The sequence below is a fragment of the Nonomuraea rosea genome, assembly GCF_039539705.1.
Taxonomy (GTDB): Bacteria; Actinomycetota; Actinomycetes; order Streptosporangiales; family Streptosporangiaceae; genus Nonomuraea; species Nonomuraea rosea.
The window spans coordinates 101,971-119,837 of the sequence record NZ_BAABDQ010000020.1; the positions used below are offsets into that span (position 1 = coordinate 101,971).

Genomic DNA, 17,867 nt, shown 5'->3' on the forward strand with positions numbered 1-17,867 from the left:
TCCGTCCGGTCATCGCACGGACCCCAGGCTGGGTGCCGCACGACCAGCGCACCGACCTGACTCCTACGTCAGCCGCATGCCGCCCGATCCGTGGGCCGACCTGACTCCTACGTCAGGCCGTGTGCCGCCCGATCCCCCCGTACGAACCCCGCCTGCGGGGTCAGACTGACAAGTCGCGCAAGGCTGTGTAGAACGCGTTATGGCGGCCCAGCTCGCGCTCGACCGGCTCGACGACCATGGTGGCCGACACAGCTCCCACCCTGCGGCGCATCTCTCGTTCGAGCCGCTCCCGCTCCCGGGACGCCCCGAGCTCGACGAAGTTGCGGGACGCGATCCCGGACAACGCACCCAGCCCCAGGACAGAAGCCATCATCAGCCCCACCCACGGCAGCGCCGCGGTGTCACCCAGCAGTTCGAGGGACGGTGGGAGCTGTCCGGGCATGAGCAGGCCCACCACCAGCCAGGCCACGCCCGCCACGAACGCGGCCACCAGGAAGTACTGCCACACCTTGAGCACCCGCCACCAGCCGGGCACCCGGTCGAGCTGCGGCGCCACCTCGGTGAGGTCCTCGGTCAGCGCCTGCGGGAGCTGCCCTGAGCGGGACCTGGCCGCCTGCTGCACGGCCGTACGCCACACCGGGCTCATCCCCATGGACAGCCCGTCGGCGAGGGCCTGCACGGCGTTGGCCACTTCGGCCGACTGCGCGCTCACCGAGCTGGTCGAGATGCCGCGGATCTCCTCGCTCACGTCCTCAAGGCGCAGGCTCTTGAGCGGATCTGGGCGGAATTTGGCGAACCACCGCGGGTACGGCCACCCGACCCATCGGCTCGACCGCTCCGCGTAGACGTTCTCCATGGCCTCGCCCACAGCCGGTACGCCCACCGCGTCGCACAGCGCGTCCGTCAGCCCCATCCTGCGGGCTTCGTCGACCGACGAGGGCGCCGACAGCGCCTCGCCGAGCGGCATCGCCTGGCCGAGGCGCTGCTCCAGCCGGTGGAGGTCGGCTTCGAGCTTGTGGATGGCAGCGCGCCTGCGGGCGACGGCGGTCGCGATGACGCTCTTGAGGCTCTCGACGCCCCGGCCGGTGACCGCCGAGGTGGGGACCACGCTGGGGTGTTCGACGCCTTCGCGGTGCAGCAGGTCGTTGAGGTCGATGACCAGCTCGGCCAGCTCCTCGGCGGTCAGCCGGTCGGCCTGGTTGAGCGCGAACACGGTCACCGCCTCATGCCCCGCCAGCTCCGTCACGTAGCGCCGGTGCGTGGAGGCGTCGGCGTACTTCTGCGGGTCGAGCACCCACACCACCAGGTCGGCCAGGCCGATGAGCCGGTCGGCCTCGGTGTCGGTGAGCGCCCTGATCGAGTCGTGGTCGGGCAGGTCGAGCAGGATCAGCCCGTGGAGCTGGCTGTCGCCCTTGTCGAGCGCGCTGGCCCGGGAGAACCGGTGCCGCCACTGGATCTGCAGCCAGTCGAGCAGCGGCCCCGCACCTTCCAGGCCCCACACGCAGGCGTGGGTACGGGCGGTGGTCGGCCTGCGTACGCCGGTGGGCGACAGCTCCAGCCCCGAGAGGGAGTTGAACAGCGACGACTTGCCGCTGCCCGTCCCGCCCGCGAGGGCGACGACGGTGTGCTCCGACGACAGCTTGAGCCGGTCACCGGCGCGCAGCAGCAGGCCGTTGGCCTCGTTGAGCAGCTTCTTGTCCAGCCGCCCCGGGCCCAGCTCCACCACCTTGGTGAGCGCGGACAGCTTCGGCGCGAGCCCCGGCTTGGTGGTCATGGTGGTCATCGAGCGACCTCGAGGTTGTACGTTGCCTGGTAGAGCCGAGTCGCGACGGACTCGTCGGGAATGCCCGCGGAGTCGAGCGCTTGCACGTAACGCATGGCTTCCTCGTCGAACAGCATGCCGATCCTGGCTCGCAGGTCGCTGAGCGCCTTGGCGCCGATGCCGCGCAGCGACTCCGCTCCGAGCAGGGCGTTGACCAGCCGGTGCGGCACTCCTTCGCCGTTGCCACCGCTGAACATCGCGACCGTGAAAATGAGGGACAGCGAATCGGGGTCGAACGACACCAGCTTCGACACCGACCGCTTGGCCACGCCTTCCGTGCGTACGAGCTCGCTCAGGTGCTCCTGCCAGGAGGCGATGGCGCGGCTGGTGAGGCGGATCAGATTGTCCGAGGGCCGGTCGAGGCCCTCGCCGAGGGTGACGCCCAGCTCCGCGCGGTGCCGCCAGCGTCCGGCCACCTCCTCGGTGGCGCGGTTCGCGGCGGCGACGATCACCGACTCGAGGCCTGTGCGGATCGCGGCTTTGAACGCCAGCACGCGCTCCGGCGCCTGCTTGGCCGACCGGCCGCGTTTGCGCAGCTGAAGCGAGCGCATGAGGTCGCCGGAGCCGGCGAAGTCCTGCCAGCGCGCCAGCACCTCGCCGTGCAGCAGCGAACCGTTCTTGGACGCCTTGTCGATCTCGCTGAGCGCGCCCAGGAAGGCGGTCTCCACGTCGCTGCGCAATTCCGCCCTGAACGCGACCTGCGCCTCCAAATGCCTGGCCAGCGCGGGTACGCGGGTGCGGAAGCTGTTGAGCACACCGTTCAGGGTCTCGCGTACGGCCTGCGCCCGGCGCTCCTCGTCCACCGAGAGCTCGGCCAGCCAGAGACGCAGGTCGGTGACCTCGCTGTCGGGCAGCCTGCCGTCGGTGACCTTCGCTTCGTTGATGACGAACCTGTCGATGTCGCCCAGCCCATATTCGGTCAGCATGCGGACGAAGTGCTTCAGAACCACCTCGGCGGACTTCGGCTGCACCCGCGAGAGCACGATCGCGAGCCGGGCGCCGCGCTCCTTGGCGAGCCGCAGCAGGTTCCAGGCCGGAGCGTCGGCGTAGCGGGCTGCCGTGGTCACGAAGATCCACAGGTCGGCCGCGTCGAGCATGCGGTGGGCGACCTCGTGGTGCTCCTCGACGACCGAGTCGATGTCGGGGGTGTCGAGCAGTGCGACGCCCTGGGGCAGCTTCTCGGTCGAAATCACCACCATGCTGCGCATCCCGGCCTCGGGTGACGGCTTGTCGACGCGCGTCAGGCCGCCGAGCAGCTCTCCCTCCGCGAACCACTTGCGGTCGTCGGGGTGGCAGGCGAGCACGGGGGTGCCCGTGGTCGGGCGGCGTACGCCGGTGCGCGAGACGTTCTTCTCGGCCAGGGAGTTGACCAGGGTGGATTTGCCCGCCCCGGTCGAGCCGGCGATCACGATGAGGGCGGGGGCGGTGTTGGTCCGCACCCGCGGCAGCACGTAGTCCTCCAGCTGGGCCAGCAGGTCGGACTGCGCGCTCCTGGCCTCGACCGCACCTGGCAGGTCGAGGCTGAAGCGCAGGTCGGCGACGCTTTCGCGCAGAGTGTCGAGTGCCGCTGTGAGCATCTCCACGGTCTGCGCGGGCAGGGCCTGCGCCGCTGCCGCCGCCGGTCGGTCTGCACTGTCTGCCGCCGCCTGGTCACGCGACTGACCACCGGCGTCGGGACCGCCGGCATCGGAAGGACCGCCGGCATCGGAAGGACCGTCGGCGTCGTGCTCGTCCGATGGCTGCTCGGCGGGCTGGTGCAGGCCGATCGGCTCCTCATCGGCGGGTTGCTGATCGGTCAGCGGCTCGCCGGCCGACAACTGATCGGCCGGCTCCTCGCCGGTCCAAGGCTCCAGCAGGTCGCCCGGCTGCTCGTCCGTCGGAGAGTCCAGGTCGTCGCCCGGCTCCTCGCCGATCCGAGACTCCAGCAGGTCACCTGGCTGCTCGTCGGTCGGAGAGCCCAGGTCGTCTCGAAGCTCCTCGCCGAACGGCTCCTGCTCCCCACTCTCCTGATCAACAGGGTCAGCAAGCTCATCGGCAGGCTCTGGGTCAGCGGTATCCCAGTTGGCGGGCTCCGCATCGGCCGGCGCTTCGCCGACCGGCTCGGCACCGATCGGCTTCTCTTTCTCGACGTGCCAGGCCGATGTGTCCGAGGTCGTCGGCTCGGCTGTGGCGCGTTCCGCAAAAAGGGAGCCCGGCTCGGCCCCTCCGTCGGCACGGGCTTCCTGCGCCGCGCGCGCTTCCCGGATGGCCCTGGCGGCCTCCGCCGCGTGCAAGGCTCGCCCGGACGGCGCTTGCCCGGCCGATGCCTGGCCAAGCGAGGCCATTCCCGGCGGGGCCTGACGCGAGTCCGGCCCGCCCAGCGAGGCGGGCTTGACGAAGAGGGACGGCCGTTCGGCCGGCTCCGGCTGCTCAGCCGCGGTCGACTCACGCAAGGCGCGCGGCTTCTCGAAAGCCGAGAACTTCTCGCCTCCGGCAGCCGGGGGCTGAACGGCCTCAGCAGGCGGCGTCCGCCCCATCGTGGAACCGGGCGTCCGCTTGGTGAGAGGAGCCGGTGAGCGCCCCGCAGCGGAGGCAGGCGGCCCCCCGGCAGTAGCGGGCGGCTCGCCAGCAGTAGCAGGCGGCGCCCCGGCGGTGTCGGAGGGCGGCCCTCCAGCGGAGGGCGGTTGCCCAGCGGAGGGCGGCCCTCCAGCGGAGGACGGTTGCCCAGCGGAGGGCGGCTCTCCAGCGGAGGGTGGTGGATCCTCGGTGGCGGCCGGATCGTCGCGGGCCCCGCGCTCGTCCACCGCCTCCGGCTCCCCTCGTCCGCCCTTGGCGTCGAAAGCGTCGAAGGCGTCGTCATCCGTCACCGCGCGGAAGCTCAACGTCTGCTCCCCGGGTGACTCCTGTCGCCCGTCATCCATGGCCGTGTTCACGGCAAGCGCTCCGCTCGAACCATCTCGACCTCCTGGCCGACCCTCACGACGTCGCCGACGATGACAATCGCCGGCGGCCGGATTCCGGCCGCGGACACGCGGTCGGCCACGGTGGAAAGGGAAGCGGTGACCGCCCGCTGGGTCGGAAGAGTACCGTCCTGTACCACCATTACGGGAGTCTCCGGGGAACGTCCGTCTCGAAGGAGCGCTTCGGCCACCTTCGCCAGCCGCTCGACGGCCATCATCAGCACCAGCGTGCCCTGGGAACGAGCCAACCCCGGCCAGTCGACGGTGGACTTGGGATCGTCGGGCGCGACGTGCACGGAGATTACGTGAAACTCCTGGCTGACCCCCCGATGGGTGACCGGCACACCGGCCGCGGCGGGCACCGCCACGGCGCTCGTGATGCCCGGCACCACCAGCACCGGGATGCCCGCCTGGGCGCAGGCGATCATCTCCTCGCCGCCCCGCCCGAACACGAAGGGGTCGCCGCCCTTGAGCCGGACCACGAACTTGCCCTGTCTGGCGCGGTCCACGAGCAGCTCGTTGATCGTCTCCTGGGACAGCGACCGGCCGTAGGGGACCTTGGCGGCGTCGATCAGCTCGACGTCGGGCGCGAGCTCGTCGAGCAGGCCGCGCGGCGCGAGCCGGTCGGCGACCACCACGTCGGCCTGGGCGAGGAGCTGCCGGCCGCGCACGGTGATCAGCCCGGGGTCGCCGGGCCCGCCGCCGACCAGAGCCACGCCGACCGGTTTGGTGCGGTTGCGGCGGGCATCGACGGTGCCGTCGCGCAGCGCGCCGACGACCGCGTCCCTGATGCCGGCGGCTCTGCGCGGGTCGCCGCCCGCGGTGACCGCCACGCTGATCTCCTCGACCCGCCCGGTGGCCGGCGTCCAGGCGGCGGAGGCGTCCTTGTCGTCGGCTCGCACGCACCACACGCGTTTGGCCTCCGCCTCGGCGGCGACCGCCGTGTTGACGGACCTGTCGTCGGTGCAGGCCTGTACGAGCCAGGCCCCGTCGCAGTCGCCGACCTCGTAGGGGCGGGCGTGCCAGGTGACCCGGCCCGCCGCGATCAGGTCGTCGAGGGCGGGCGTGACGCCCGGCGACACGACGGTGACCTCCGCACCGGCCTCTAGCAGCGCGGGCACGCGTCGCTGGGCGACGCGGCCGCCGCCTACGACGAGGACCCGGCGGCCGGAAAGCCGCAGGCCGAGGAGGTAGGGGCCCATGAGGGGAATCTCCCGTTCGCGAAGGTTGTGTTAGGAGGTAAACCTACCGGCTCTCACTACGTCATTTGCTGCGCACGCATTAACGGCCGTCAAGAAGCGGCTGCCGCGGATCCCAGCGAGGCCCGCCCTCATCGTCCTTACGGCGTCTGGCCATCGCTGACAGAGCCTCAAGGATAACGCGGTTCCCGAGGAAGGCGGTGATGTCCGCGTGGTCGTACGGGGGCGCCACCTCGACCACCTCCATGCCGGCCACGGGCAGCTCGTAGCAGATCCTGCGCACGGCATCGAGGAGCTGCCTGGCCGACAGCCCGCCCGGCTCGGGCGTGCCGGTGCCGGGGGCGTGCCCGGGGTCGCAGACGTCGATGTCCACGGACAGGAAGATCTGGTCGCACTCGTCGAGCGCGATCCCGAACGACTCCGTCAGGCATTCCTCCAGGCCACGGGCCACGATCTCGGTCATCTCGTACGAGCGCATGTTCTGCTCGGCCATCCAGCCGAGCGTCTCGGGCTCCGGCCAGTAGCCGCGCAGCCCGAGCTGCAGGAACCTGTCACCCCGGATGGCCCCTGACTCGATGAGCCGCCGCATCGGCTGGCCGTGGCCGTGCAGGTGACCGAAGGCGATGTCGCCCGTGTCGGCGTGCGCGTCGAAGTGGATCATCGAGGTACGGCCGGCCGCGTGCGCCCTGGCGACGCCGCGGGCGTCCGGCAGGGCGACCGTGTGGTCGCCGCCGAGCACCAGGGGCATCGCCCCCGAGGACGCGATCTTGTGCACGGCCTCCTCGATGGCCGCCAGCGAGCCCTCGACGTCGCCCGAGTAGCACTCGACGTCACCCGCGTCCAGCACCCGCAGGTCCTTGAGCGCGTCCACCCGCAGCGCCAGGCTGGGCCTGGAGCCGTCGTGGGGCAGGTAACAGGCCTGGCGCAGGGCCATCGGGCCGAACCTGGCGCCCGGCCTGTTCGAGGTCCCCCCGTCGAAGGGCGCACCGAGGATCACCACGTCGGCGTCCTCGTAACCGGCGGGATCGTTGACGTCGCAACGGTCCACGCCGAGGAACGTGACATCCGGGCCGTACATGGGGCCGTAACGGGACACTGCCTCACCTCCAGTGTCCCCCATCATCACACGGGCTTTTCGGTCACTCCCGCCGAGTCGAACGTGGCCACGTCGTGCATCACCCGGACCGCCGCGCAGACCATCGGATGCGCGAGCAGCCCGCCGGTGCCCTCGCCGAGCCGCAGCTCCAGATCCACCAGCGGACGCAGCCCGAGGTGGACCAGCGCGGCGGAATGTCCGGGCTCGGCCGAGCGGTGGCCCGCCACGCAGTGGTCGGTGACGGCCGGGTCGAGGGCGGCGGCCACGAGGGCGGCGGCGCCCGCGATGACGCCGTCGAGGATCACCGGCACGCGGGCCGCCGCGCCGTACAGGATGAAGCCGGCGATGGCCGCGTGCTCGAACCCGCCGACGGCGGCCAGCGCCCGCAGCGCCTCGCTGGGCGGCGGGGCCGTGCCGGGGAAGCCCGCGAGGCCGTTGACGCGCAGGGATTCGCGGACGATGTCCACTTTGCTGTTGTACGTCGCGTCGTCGATCCCGGTGCCCCTGCCGGTCACCTCGGCCGGGTCCTTGCCGGTGAACACGGAGATCAGCGCGGCCGACGCGGTGGTGTTGGCGATGCCCATGTCGCCGGTGATCAGGCAGCGCGCGCCGCCGGCCACCAGGTCCCTGGCCACGACGATGCCCGCCTCCAGTGCCCTGACCGCCTGGTCCACGGTCATCGCGGGGCCTCGGGAGAGGTCCTCGGTGCCGTACGCGATCTTGTGAACCATCAGGCCGGGCACTTCGGCCAGGTCGGTGGCGACGCCGACGTCCACCACGGTCACCTGCACGCCGGCCTGGGCGGCGAAGGCGTTGGCGACCGCGCCGCCGGACAGGAAGTTGGCCACCATCTGCACCGTGACCTCCTGCGGCCACGGGGTGACGCCGCGCGCGTGCACGCCGTGGTCGGCCGCGAAGATGGCCAGCGCGGCCGGCTCGGGCATCGGCGGCGGGCTGGCGCCGGCCGCCCCGGCGAGGCGGATGGCGACCTCCTCCAGTGCGCCCAGCGAGCCACGGGGTTTGGTGAGACGATCCTGGTGTGCGCGGGCCTCGGCGAGCGCCCGCGGGTCGGCGGGACGGATCGCGGCGAGCGTCTCTGCCAGCACGGCAACCTCCACTTACGGTACGAGTTGGAGCGCTTCCTCATATCGGTCGATCACGACGTCGGCCAGGATCTCGCAGTCGCCGATCACCTCGGCGCAGCGGATGTCGAGGTCGGGATGCCCGGCGCCGTACGCCAGCGCCTGCGCCCACACGCGTTCGAGCAGGCCGCCGGCGAACAGCAGGTAGGGCACCACGATCACGCGCTTGGCCCCCAGGCGCCGGCAGCGCTCGAGACCGCCGGGGACCCCGGGAGGGGTGACCGACACGAAGGCGGTCTCGACGGTCATGAAGTCGTAGGCGTACATCTCCCAGAACAGCCGCGAGACGCGGTGGATCTCGGCGTTGGCGGCGGCGTCCGTGGAGCCCTCGCCGACCAGGACGACCGCGGTCTCCCCCGGCTCGGCGTGCACGGGGTAGTCCTCGACCGGCAGCGAGTCGACGGCGCGCAGCCGCGGCCTGGCCCCGGCCAGCTCCAGCGCGCGCGGCTTGACGATCTCGGCGGCGGCCTCGTTGAGCCGCTCGGCCAGCAGCGACAGGACGCGCGGGTCGGGGCCGAGCGGGCGGCCGTAGTCGTACATGAGGGTGGGGTGCCGCCGTTGTTCCTGAGCCATCGCGGCGGGGAACTCCTCCCCCATCCTGCTCAGGCTCAGCGGCAGCGCCACCAGGCGGTGATGGCCCCTGGCGACCAGGGAGGCGACGGAGTCGCTGAGCCGTGGGGTGGCCCTCTCCAGGTAACCGCCGGAGACATCGGCGCCCGTCTGGTCGAGCCGGCAGCGGAGCCGGTGGACGAACCTGCCGAACTCCGCTGCGTAGGCGTCGTCTTGTGAGCCCTGCCCGATCAGCAGGAGCGGCGGCTTCATTGTGAGCGATTCTCCGGTGCGCTAGACAAAGTCACGCGAGGATAACCGATGGGCACCGGTAGGGAACAGGTCACGCTGTGTGCGCAGGGGTCGCATGCACCACGAATACGGGGTCAGAGGCGGTCAGGCTGTGTGAGCCGTCGGGGCTGAGCGTCAGCTTGGAGACCAGGATCTGGGTGCCCTCGCCTCGGTAGCCCTGCTCGCGCAGCCGGGCGAGGATCGACGAGACCTGCTCGATCTTCCTGAGCGTGCACACGAGCGAGCGCGGGCGCCGGGCGGCGCACGCGACGACGACGTCGGGGCCGCCGCCGCCCACGTAGACGGCGTCGGGGTCGGGCAGCGGCTCCAGCGCGGGCGGCGCCTGGCCCCTGGTGAGAGCCACTTTGACGCCGTGCTGGAGCACGTTGGCGCGCAGCTCGGCGCACAGTTGCTCGTCGCGTTCGACGGCCATGACGGCCGCGCCCATCCTGGCGCACTCGACGGCGATCTCGCCGGCGCCCGCGCCGACGTCCCAGACCAGGTCGCCGAGCCGGGGCCCCAGCTTGGCCAGGACGAACGCCCTGACCTCGGCCGGGAGGGCGTTCGCGAACGGCAGCGCCCACTCGGCGGGGCCCGGCTGGGCGCCGGCCACCCAGCCGTTCGCCTTGGGCTGGTGCAGCGGATCGACGACGAGGACCACGTCGGGGTCCTTCCACGGCCTGGTCGTGGCCTCGCCCATGCGGCTGTGCGTGACCCGCTCGTCGGGGCCGCCGAGGTCCTCGCAGACGATCAGCGCGCGCGGCGTGGTCGGCGCCAGCTCCCTGGCGATCTCACCGGGGCCGACGCCCGGCGCGACGAGGAGCGCGACCTTGGGGTGCGCACGGCAGGCGTTCACGACGCGGTCGAGCTGGGCGGGGCCGGACGGGGCGACGACGAGCGCGTCCTCCCAGTTGAGCCCGGCGCAGGCGAAGGCGCGGGTGACGAGCGAGGTGGCGGGCAGCACGTCCGGTCTGAGGCCGTGGGAGCGTAATGTGCGTACGACGCCGAAGAAGCCGGGATCGCCCTCGGTGAGGACGACGGCGGGGCCTTCGCCGTGTTCGAGGTGGCCGTCGAGCGTTTCGAGCAGCGAGCCGTCGGCCACGGTCACCGCGGTGAGCCTGAGCCGCCCCAGAAGGGCGTCGGGCCCCACGACCAGCCCGGCCTCGTGCAACCGGTCCACCGCCCTGGCCGAGAGCTCGGTCCCGTCCCAGCCGACCACCGTGATCATGCGCCTCACCGTCCTCAGGTCAAGGGTGACGGTTCCGGACGGGTTTCACAAAGGGGTGCGAAGGTCAGTACGGTGTGCCCTCAGGCCAGGTCGGACGGGATGAGGCTGTAGACGACCAGGTCCTCGCCGCCGAGGCTGGCCCGGGCGACGCCCTCGCGCGCGAAGCCCGCCTTCTCCGCCACCCGCTGGGAGGCCGCGTTGGCGACGGCCGCGCGGAGCTGGATCCTGGCGAATCCCTGCCGCTCGAACATCCAGCGCGCGATGGCCGTCACGGCCTCGCCCGCGTACCCCTGCCCGCGCGCCCAAGGCGCGGTCATGTAGCCGATTTCGGCCGTCCTGTTGTCCCAGTCGAGGTCTCTCAGGTCCACGTTCACGGCGTAGCCGCCGGTCTCGGACACTTCGCCGGTCCACGCGACGCCCGCGCCCCTCGTCCGCATGCGTTCCGAATGGCCGATGTAGGCCAGGGCGTGCGCCTCCGTGTAGTCGCGCGGCACGCCCGCCTGGGCCTGGGTGAGCGGGTCCGCGCACGTGGCGGCCAGGTGGGGGACGTCCGCGGGGGCGTGCGGCCTCAGGAACAATCGCCGGGTACGCAGCTCCGTCCTGGGCACGGTGTCGGCGGGCACCCGGGTGTCGTCGCGCAGCAGCCCGAAGATGACGAGGTCGTGCGGGCCGTCCACCTCCATGACCGCGTCCCGGAGCACGCCTTCCCAGGTGAAGCCCGCTTTGTGCGCCACGCGGAGCGAGGCGAGGTTGTCCAGGTTGGCCGTCAGGTCGATCCTGCGCAACCCCACGGTCTCGAACGCCCAGCGGGTCAGCCCGCGCACCGCCTCGGTGGCGAAGCCGCGGCCCCGGTAGTACGGGTGCACGCCGTACCCGACCTCGGTGGTGCCCGCGCTCCACGAGGTCTTGAACAGGCTGATGGCGCCCACGATCAGGCCTTCGGCGTCCGTCATGGCCAGGTGCACCCCCTGCCCCGAGCGGCGCAGCTCATGCACGCCGTGCGAGAGCCACTGGGCGATGCCCGAGGTCTTGGCGGGCGCGCCCGGCGGGAGGAACCGGACGCCGGACTTCACGATGGACCGGATCCTGTCGGTGTCCCGGAGGGTGAAGGGCCGCAGCGTCAGCCGTCCCGTGGCGATGTTCACGTCGAGGTCGAACACGGTCGGCAGGGTACACAGCGGCGATGTTTGCCCACGAAAGCGGGGGTAGGGGCCGCAATTGAGAGGAGTGAGGGAACTATGGAACGTGGGAGCGACAAGCACAACCCCCGCCTGGACGACCAGCAGAAGCACGAGACCGAGGGTCTGGTACGCGGTGGCGGCACCACGCATGCCGAGGAGTGGAAGGAAACCGAGGCCATGCCGGCGCCCGGCGAGGAGTCCCCGCAGTCGTACCCCCCAGGACATGAGCCCGGCACCCCCGAGGGCATCACGGCGGAAGGCGTCGATGTCCGCAGCGATCTGGCCAAATGGCTCAGCGACGCCCACTGGCCCGCGTCCAAGGACGAGCTGGTCCGGCACGCCGAGCGCATGGAGGCGCCCGACCAGGTGGTGAGCATGGTGGACGCCCTCCCCGATCGCCGCTACACGAACGTGGCGGAAGTGGCCAAGGCCCTCGGGCTCGGCGTGGAGAAGAGGAGGTGGTGAGGGGTGCGGCTCGACTTCATCAGGCCGCTGTACGAGCGGCGGGGCCCGTACGCGTCCGTGTATCTGGGCGCGCTCACCGGCCCTGAGCGGGAGACGCACTGGCACAGCGTGCGCGACCAGCTCCACCGGCTCGACCACGTCGACAAGGCCACCCTGCAGGCCCTGGAGGAGGAGGCGACCGAGGCCGCCGCCGGCCGGGCGCTGTTCGCCACGCACGGGGACGTGGTGCTGGCCGAGTCGCTGGCGAAGCCGCCGTCCGAGCAGGCGACCTGGTCGCCGTTGCCGCTCGTCACGCCGATGCTCATGCAGCGCGGCGAGAACGTGCCGCACATCCGCGTCATCGTGGACCACGCGGGGGCGGAGGTGACGGTGTTCGGGGGCGGCTCGCCGCGCAAGGCCACCGTCGAGGCCGCCGTGTGGCCGCTGCAGAAGACCGCGCAGGGCGGCTGGTCGCAGAAGCGCTACGAGCGGGCCGTGGACGAGACCTGGGAGCGCAACGCGGTGGCCGTCGCGCATGAGGTCGACGAGCAGGTCCGCCGCATCGGCGCCGAGCTGGTCCTGGTGGCCGGCGAGCCGAAGTCGCGCTCGTACCTGCTGCACCACCTCGGCACCAAGTCCGCGGACCGGGTGCTGATGGTCGAGCACGGCAGCCGCTCCAACCATGGGCAGTTCGAGGAGGACGTGGAGCGGGCGCTCGACGAATGGCTCGACCGCAGGTGCGCCGAGCTGATCGAGCGTCATCAGGAGCACTCGGGGCCCGCCGGCCTGTCCAGGGTCGCCCAGGCCCTGCGGGAGGGCAGGGTGCACGCGGTGCTCGCGCCCGGCGAGCTCGCACAGCGCGTGTGGATCGGCGAGAGCGGCGGCACCCAGATCGCCACCGACCCGGCCGAGCTGCGCCGCTGGGGTGTGGACCGGCCGATCGCGGAGCGTTCGGACTCCGCCCTGGTCAGGGCGGCCGCGATGACGGATGCCGAGCTGTGGTTCACCGACCGCGTCACCGACGTGGCGGCCGTCCTCAGATACTGACGACCGCCCGCTTTGTGCTCAGGTACTGATGATCACTTCGAGGGTGCGCGGGCCGTGCACTCCTTCGACCCGGTTCAGCTCGATGTCGCTGGTGGCGGAGGGGCCGCTGATCCAGGTGAGGGGTCGAGCCGGGTCGAGCCTGGCGATCGCCTCCGGCACGCCGGAGACGATCTGATCGGCCCTGACCAGGCACAGGTGGTAGTCGGGGACCAGGGTCTGCGCCCGGGTGCCCTGGCCCGTGCCGTGGTCGAGGACGATCGTGCCGGTCTCGGCGATGGCCACGGCGCAGCTCGTGATCACGCCGTCGGCCTCGTCCAGGCCCCCGGCCACGCTGAACCCGGCGGATCCGTCGAAGCCGTCCGGGACGATCATGCGGCGGTCGCCGACGCTCTCGGCGATCCTGGCGGGGACGTCCGCCGAGGGGATCACGTGCACGATCGCCCGGTAGTCGTCCACGCGCTCGGCGAACAGGCCGACCAGGTCCTCGACGTACCCCGACGTGCGGTATCCGCGCGGGATCTCCACGTCGTCCGCGCCTGCGACCGCCTTGGCGATCCTGGCGAGGATCTCCTCACGCGCGCTCATTCCGCTCCCACCAGTCTCTGAAGGATTCTTCCGGGATCTCGGGCAGGTCCCTGGTGTCGGTCCACCCCGACAGCGGCCCCGGCAGGCGTTTCGGCACCAGCTTGCGCAGGCGGGTGGCCGCGCGCTGGGCCTTGGCCAGCCGTTCGTGGTCGTTCAGTATCCAGCCCGCCACCTTCATGCCGGCCCGCTCGGCCGCCCCGTGCGGGGCCTTGGCCCGCAGGTCCACCAGCACCTCGGGGATGTCGATGGCCACCGGGCAGACGTCGTAGCAGGCGCCGCACAGGCTGGAGGCGAACGGCAGCGAGGCGTCCAGGTCCGAGGACATGCCCCTGAGCTGCGGGGTGAGGATCGCGCCGATCGGCCCCGGATAGACGGAGCCGTACGCGTGACCGCCCGTCCGCTCGTAGACGGGGCACACGTTCAGGCAGGCGGAGCAGCGGATGCAGCGCAGCGCCTGGCGGCCCACGTCGTCGGCGAGCACGTCGGTGCGGCCGTTGTCCAGCAGCACCAGGTGGAAGTCCTGGCCTTCGACCGCGCCCGTCCACATGCTCGTATAGGGATTCATCCGCTCGCCGGTGGAGCTTCTCGGAAGAAGCTGGAGGAACACCTCCAGATCCCGCCACGACGGCAGCAGCTTCTCGATCCCCACCACGCTGATCAGCGTCTCCGGGAGGGTCAGGCACATGCGGCCGTTGCCCTCCGACTCCAGCACGACCAGCGTGCCGGTCTCGGCGATCATGAAGTTGGCGCCGGAGATGGCGACCTTGCTCTTGAGGAAGCGTTCGCGCAGGTGCAGCCGGGCCGCCTCGGCCAGGGCGGGCGGGTCGTCGGTCAGGTTCTCCGGGACCTTGGGCATCTTGTCGAGGAAGATCTCGCGGATCTCCGACCTGTTGCGGTGGATCGCGGGGACCAGGATGTGGCTGGGGAAGTCGTCGCCGAGCTGGACGATCAGCTCGGCCAGGTCCGTCTCGTACGCGGTGATGCCCTGCTCGGCCAGCGCCTGGTTGAGCTCGATCTCCTGGGTGGCCATGGACTTGACCTTGACCACCTCGGTCTCGCCGGTGGCCTTGACCAGCCCCGCGACGATGCCGTTGGCCTCGGCCGCGTCCCTGGCCCAGTGGACGGTGCCGCCCGCGGCGGTCACGGTCTCTTCCAGCCGGACCAGGTAGCGGTCGAGGTTGCGCAGCGTGTGGTCCTTGATGGCCTTGCCGGCCGCGCGGAGCTCCAGCCAGTCGGGCAGCTCGCCCACCACGCCGGCCCGTTTGCCGCGGATGGTGTGCGTGGCCTTCCTGAGGTTGTAGCGGAGCTGCGAGTTCTGTACGGCCTTCGCGGAGTTCTCCGGGAAATTTCCTGGCATGCCGAGGAAAGTCGCGCTCATTGGGCCTCCTCCGTCGCCGCGAGGATCTCGGCCAGGTGCATCGTCCTGACCCCGGTCTTCTGGCGGCTCAGCGTGCCGCCGATGTGCATCAGGCACGAGTTGTCGGCCGCGCAGAGCACCTCCGCGCCCGTGTCCAGGATGCTGCGGGTCTTGTCGGCGCCCATCGCCGCCGAGACGGACGGGTTCTTGACCGAGAACGTGCCGCCGAAGCCGCAGCACTCCTCCGCGCCCTGCAGGGGCACCAGCTCAAGGCCGCGGACGTTCTGGAGGAGCCTGGTGGGCCGGTCGGCCAGGCGGAGGCCGCGCAGGGAGTGACACGTCGAGTGATATGTCACCCGGTGCGGGAAATATGCGCCTACGTCGTCGACTTTCAGGACGTCGATCAGGAACTCGGACAGCTCGTACACCCTCGGCGTGAGCTCGGCGATCGCCTTCGCGCCCTTGCTGCCCGGCTTGGCCAGCTTCGGGTACTGCTCGCGCACCATGGCGGCGCACGACCCCGAAGGCGTGACGACGGCGTCGTAACCGGCGAACACCTCGGTGAAGTGCCGCGCCAGCCGTACGCCCTCCTCGCGGTAGCCGGTGTTGACGTGCATCTGACCGCAGCACGTCTGGGCGGCGGGGAAGTCCACGTCGCAGCCGAGCCTGCGCAGGAGCGACACGACGGCCTTGCCCGTGCCGGGGAAGAGCGTGTCGTTCACACAGGTGATGAACAGAGCGACTCGCACGGCTCTCCTTCCACTCTATGGTCCGACCACTGTATGGTCAGACCATACCTAACACCACCATTTCCGGCCACCACGAGGGAGGCTCGTTTGGACGGCAGCGGCTGGCGGCCCGTCAAGCGAACCCGGACGTTCGAGGACGTGCTCGCACAGATCGAGCGGCGCATCGCCGAGGACGGCCTGACCGCCGGCGACCGGCTGCCCGCCGAACGCCAGCTCGCCGAGCAGCTCGGCGTCAGCCGCTCGTCGGTGCGCGAGGCCATGCGCGTCCTGGAGACCCTGGGCGTGGTGTCCTCGCAGGTGGGCCGGGGTCCTGACGCGGGGGCCGTACTGACCGCGCGGCCCGACTCCGCGCTGACGGACCTGCTGCGGCTGCACCTCGGGCTGGCCAGCCTGGAGATGCGCGAGGTCATCGACACCCGGCACATGATCGAGCAGTGGGCCGCCGCGCAGGCGGCCGCCGCCGGGGCCGACACCGCCGGGCTCGCCGCCGCGCTGGCCGGGATGGACGGCGCCAGGACGGCCGAGGAGTTCGTGGAGCACGACACGGCCTTCCACTGCGCGATCGCGGACGCGTCGGGCAACCGGCTCATCGCCGCCATCATGCGGTCGCTACGCGATTCGATGCGGAAATACTCGGTCGAAGCGGTGCAGCGCCTGGGCGACACGTCGATCCTGCGGGCCGACCACGTGCGCATCCACCAGGCGATCGGCGGCGGCGACGCCGACGAGGCCGCACGAGCCGTAACCGACCACCTGGCGCACGCCTACCCGTCGCTGTTCGGTCACTGAGGGGTCGATCACTGGCGGACGTCGGCCTGCCGGCACGTGGCTCCCGAGCAGGCCGCCATCGCCGCCAGCCGCGCCTGCAGGCTTCCCAGCAGCGCGGGATCGGCGCTGCCCGCCAGGTTGCGCAGCTGGTAAGGGTCCGCGGCCAGGTCGTAGAGCTGCGTCTCCCCTGTCTCATAACGCACATACGTGTACTGATCCGTACGCAGGGCTTGATACGCCGGCACCGGCGTCTGGGCGGCCGACGACCTGTTCGCCGGCCGGGTGAACTCGACCAGCACGTTTCGCCGCCACTCCGCGGGCGGCGTGCCGCGCAGCAGCGGCGCCAGCGACCTTCCTTCGGCGAACGGCGCCGCCGTGGCCCCGCCCAGCTCCGTGAACGTCGGCGCCAGGTCCACCGTGGCCCCCAGCCGGTCGATCGTGGAGCCCGCCTTGATGCCCGGCCCGCGCACCACGAGCGGCACCCTGATCGCCTCGTCGAACGGCGTGGTCTTGCCCTGCTTGAGGCGATGGGTGCCGAGATGAAAGCCGTTGTCGGAGGTGAAGAAGATGTAGGTGTCGTCGAGCTTGCCGGAGTCCCGCAGCGCCTGGACCACCGAGCCGACCAGGTCGTCCACGCCCAGCATGGCCCGCAGCCTGGCGCGGTAGCGCTCGTCCACGCCCTCCATGCCGGACTCGGAGATCGGCGGCCTGGCCTGCAGCCAGAGCGGCTCGGCGCTCACGTCCTCCTGGTTGAACGACGGCGTACGCGGCGCCATGGCCGTCGGGAAGGCCCCGGCGTGCCGGATGGCGGGATTGGCCGGGTTGTGCGGCCCGATCGGCGCCAGGTAGAGGAAGAACGGCTCCTGCGACCCGGTGATGAAGTCATGGGCCTTGTGCGCCAGCACGTCCGACAGGTAGTCCTGCTCCGACCAGCCGTAGTCGAACAGCTCGCCGTTCTCGTTGAGCCGGTAGCCGTACTCCTCGTAGAGGTCGCGCACCGGCACGTCCCACTCGTTCCACCCCGGCGGCACGAACGACTCGTCGGCCGTGCGCCCCGGATAGTGGTTGAGGAACTTGCCCATCAGCCCGGTGCGGTATCCGGCCTGCTGCATCCAGGTCCCGACGGTGGAACGTTCCAGATCCAGCGCGTGGAAGCGGTCGAATCCGCCTTCGGGCGCGGTGTTGGTCAGCACGCCGTGGCTGTGGACGTACTGGGAGCGCAGGATCGACGCCCTGGACGGGCAGCACCAGGAGTTGGTCACGAAGAACCGGTCGAACGAGGCGCCCTGGCCGACGAGCTCGCGCGTGATGTTCGGAAAGTACGGGAGCGTGCCGGTCTCGAGGTCGTCGGCCATGATGAGCACGATGTTCGGCCGGGAGCCGCTTTCGGCCATCGTCGTCTCCGCCGCCGGCATCAGAAGAACCAGCAGGCAGGCGAGACGGCAGAGACCCTTGACCACAGAGTGTGAC

At 71.3% G+C, this 17,867-nt stretch carries 15 protein-coding genes; 3 read left to right on the forward strand and 12 right to left on the reverse strand.

The genetic code is table 11. From position 1 onward, the window contains the following. Window positions 1-160: 160 nt before the first annotated feature. From ABEA43_RS37215 to ABEA43_RS37250, 8 genes are all read right to left on the reverse strand, one after another. A complete protein-coding gene (locus tag ABEA43_RS37215; RefSeq protein ID WP_345569396.1) occupies window positions 161-1,783 on the reverse strand; it encodes a GTP-binding protein in 1,623 nt (540 codons plus the stop codon). After that, the gene (locus ABEA43_RS37220) at window positions 1,780-4,254 is read right to left on the reverse strand and encodes a dynamin family protein (protein WP_345569398.1); all 2,475 of its coding nucleotides are present in this window, start codon (window positions 4,252-4,254) and stop codon (window positions 1,780-1,782) included. The genes ABEA43_RS37215 and ABEA43_RS37220 overlap by 4 nt, the downstream gene beginning before the upstream one ends. A gap of 476 nt (window positions 4,255-4,730) precedes the next feature. Further along, a complete protein-coding gene (gene cobA / locus ABEA43_RS37225) occupies window positions 4,731-5,963 on the reverse strand; it encodes a uroporphyrinogen-III C-methyltransferase (protein ID WP_345569399.1) in 1,233 nt (410 codons plus the stop codon). A 79-nt stretch (window positions 5,964-6,042) separates the two neighbouring features. Further along, entirely contained in the window at window positions 6,043-7,056 is a 1,014-nt protein-coding gene (speB, locus tag ABEA43_RS37230) for an agmatinase (RefSeq protein WP_345569401.1), read from the reverse strand. A 26-nt stretch (window positions 7,057-7,082) separates the two neighbouring features. Beyond that, window positions 7,083-8,162 (reverse strand): nicotinate-nucleotide--dimethylbenzimidazole phosphoribosyltransferase, encoded by a 1,080-nt coding sequence (cobT, locus tag ABEA43_RS37235; RefSeq protein WP_345569402.1) that lies wholly within the window; start codon window positions 8,160-8,162, stop codon window positions 7,083-7,085. 12 nt (window positions 8,163-8,174) lie between these two features. Further along, on the reverse strand, window positions 8,175-9,020 hold the full coding sequence (locus tag ABEA43_RS37240; protein WP_345569404.1) for a sirohydrochlorin chelatase: 846 nt from the start codon (window positions 9,018-9,020) through the stop codon (window positions 8,175-8,177). Window positions 9,021-9,090: 70 nt separating this feature from the next. Next, on the reverse strand, window positions 9,091-10,266 hold the full coding sequence (locus ABEA43_RS37245; RefSeq protein ID WP_345569406.1) for a bifunctional cobalt-precorrin-7 (C(5))-methyltransferase/cobalt-precorrin-6B (C(15))-methyltransferase: 1,176 nt from the start codon (window positions 10,264-10,266) through the stop codon (window positions 9,091-9,093). 80 nt (window positions 10,267-10,346) lie between these two features. Then, complete coding sequence (locus ABEA43_RS37250; protein WP_345569408.1) at window positions 10,347-11,426, reverse strand: GNAT family N-acetyltransferase; 1,080 nt, start codon at window positions 11,424-11,426, stop codon at window positions 10,347-10,349. A 78-nt stretch (window positions 11,427-11,504) separates the two neighbouring features. Between ABEA43_RS37250 and ABEA43_RS37255 the strand changes: the two genes are divergently transcribed. Together ABEA43_RS37255 and ABEA43_RS37260 are read left to right on the forward strand one after the other, a co-directional pair. Continuing rightward, window positions 11,505-11,912, forward strand: a complete 408-nt coding sequence (locus ABEA43_RS37255; RefSeq protein WP_345569410.1) for a DUF2795 domain-containing protein — start codon at window positions 11,505-11,507, stop codon at window positions 11,910-11,912. Between the two features lie 3 nt (window positions 11,913-11,915). Further along, window positions 11,916-12,938 carry a baeRF2 domain-containing protein gene (locus ABEA43_RS37260; protein ID WP_345569411.1) on the forward strand — a complete coding sequence of 341 codons (1,023 nt, stop codon included), beginning with the start codon at window positions 11,916-11,918 and terminating at the stop codon, window positions 12,936-12,938. Between the two features lie 18 nt (window positions 12,939-12,956). Here the strand turns inward: ABEA43_RS37260 and ABEA43_RS37265 are convergent, their stop codons facing one another. The 3 genes from ABEA43_RS37265 to ABEA43_RS37275 are packed head-to-tail and all read right to left on the reverse strand — an operon-like array spanning window position 12,957 to window position 15,629. After that, the gene (locus tag ABEA43_RS37265; protein WP_345569413.1) at window positions 12,957-13,523 is read right to left on the reverse strand and encodes a LutC/YkgG family protein; all 567 of its coding nucleotides are present in this window, start codon (window positions 13,521-13,523) and stop codon (window positions 12,957-12,959) included. After that, window positions 13,510-14,901 carry a lactate utilization protein B gene (locus ABEA43_RS37270; RefSeq protein ID WP_345569415.1) on the reverse strand — a complete coding sequence of 464 codons (1,392 nt, stop codon included), beginning with the start codon at window positions 14,899-14,901 and terminating at the stop codon, window positions 13,510-13,512. Before ABEA43_RS37270 ends, ABEA43_RS37265 begins: the two co-directional genes overlap by 14 nt. Continuing rightward, on the reverse strand, window positions 14,898-15,629 hold the full coding sequence (locus ABEA43_RS37275) for a (Fe-S)-binding protein (RefSeq protein ID WP_345569417.1): 732 nt from the start codon (window positions 15,627-15,629) through the stop codon (window positions 14,898-14,900). The genes ABEA43_RS37270 and ABEA43_RS37275 overlap by 4 nt, the downstream gene beginning before the upstream one ends. An 87-nt stretch (window positions 15,630-15,716) precedes the next feature. Between ABEA43_RS37275 and ABEA43_RS37280 the strand changes: the two genes are divergently transcribed. Then, window positions 15,717-16,418: a FadR/GntR family transcriptional regulator gene (locus tag ABEA43_RS37280; RefSeq protein ID WP_345569419.1), complete on the forward strand. Its 702-nt coding sequence runs from the start codon at window positions 15,717-15,719 to the stop codon at window positions 16,416-16,418. An 8-nt stretch (window positions 16,419-16,426) separates the two neighbouring features. On the opposite strand, the gene ABEA43_RS37285 is transcribed toward ABEA43_RS37280, so the two are convergent. Further along, complete coding sequence (locus ABEA43_RS37285; protein WP_345569420.1) at window positions 16,427-17,791, reverse strand: sulfatase family protein; 1,365 nt, start codon at window positions 17,789-17,791, stop codon at window positions 16,427-16,429. Between the last annotated feature and the right edge of the window lie 76 nt (window positions 17,792-17,867).

Excerpts from the sequence above, each read along its gene's own strand:
- ABEA43_RS37245 (WP_345569406.1), bottom strand. The coding sequence starts at position 10,266 with ATGATCACGGTGGTCGGCTGGGACGGGACCGAGCTCTCGGCCAGGGCG.
- ABEA43_RS37270 (WP_345569415.1), bottom strand. The coding sequence starts at position 14,901 with ATGAGCGCGACTTTCCTCGGCATGCCAGGAAATTTCCCGGAGAACTCC.
- ABEA43_RS37285 (WP_345569420.1), bottom strand. The coding sequence starts at position 17,791 with ATGGCCGAAAGCGGCTCCCGGCCGAACATCGTGCTCATCATGGCCGAC.
- ABEA43_RS37240 (WP_345569404.1), bottom strand. The coding sequence starts at position 9,020 with ATGAAGCCGCCGCTCCTGCTGATCGGGCAGGGCTCACAAGACGACGCC.
- cobA (WP_345569399.1), bottom strand. The coding sequence starts at position 5,963 with ATGGGCCCCTACCTCCTCGGCCTGCGGCTTTCCGGCCGCCGGGTCCTC.
- ABEA43_RS37215 (WP_345569396.1), bottom strand. The coding sequence starts at position 1,783 with ATGACCACCATGACCACCAAGCCGGGGCTCGCGCCGAAGCTGTCCGCG.
- ABEA43_RS37265 (WP_345569413.1), bottom strand. The coding sequence starts at position 13,523 with ATGAGCGCGCGTGAGGAGATCCTCGCCAGGATCGCCAAGGCGGTCGCA.
- ABEA43_RS37255 (WP_345569410.1), top strand. The coding sequence starts at position 11,505 with ATGGAACGTGGGAGCGACAAGCACAACCCCCGCCTGGACGACCAGCAG.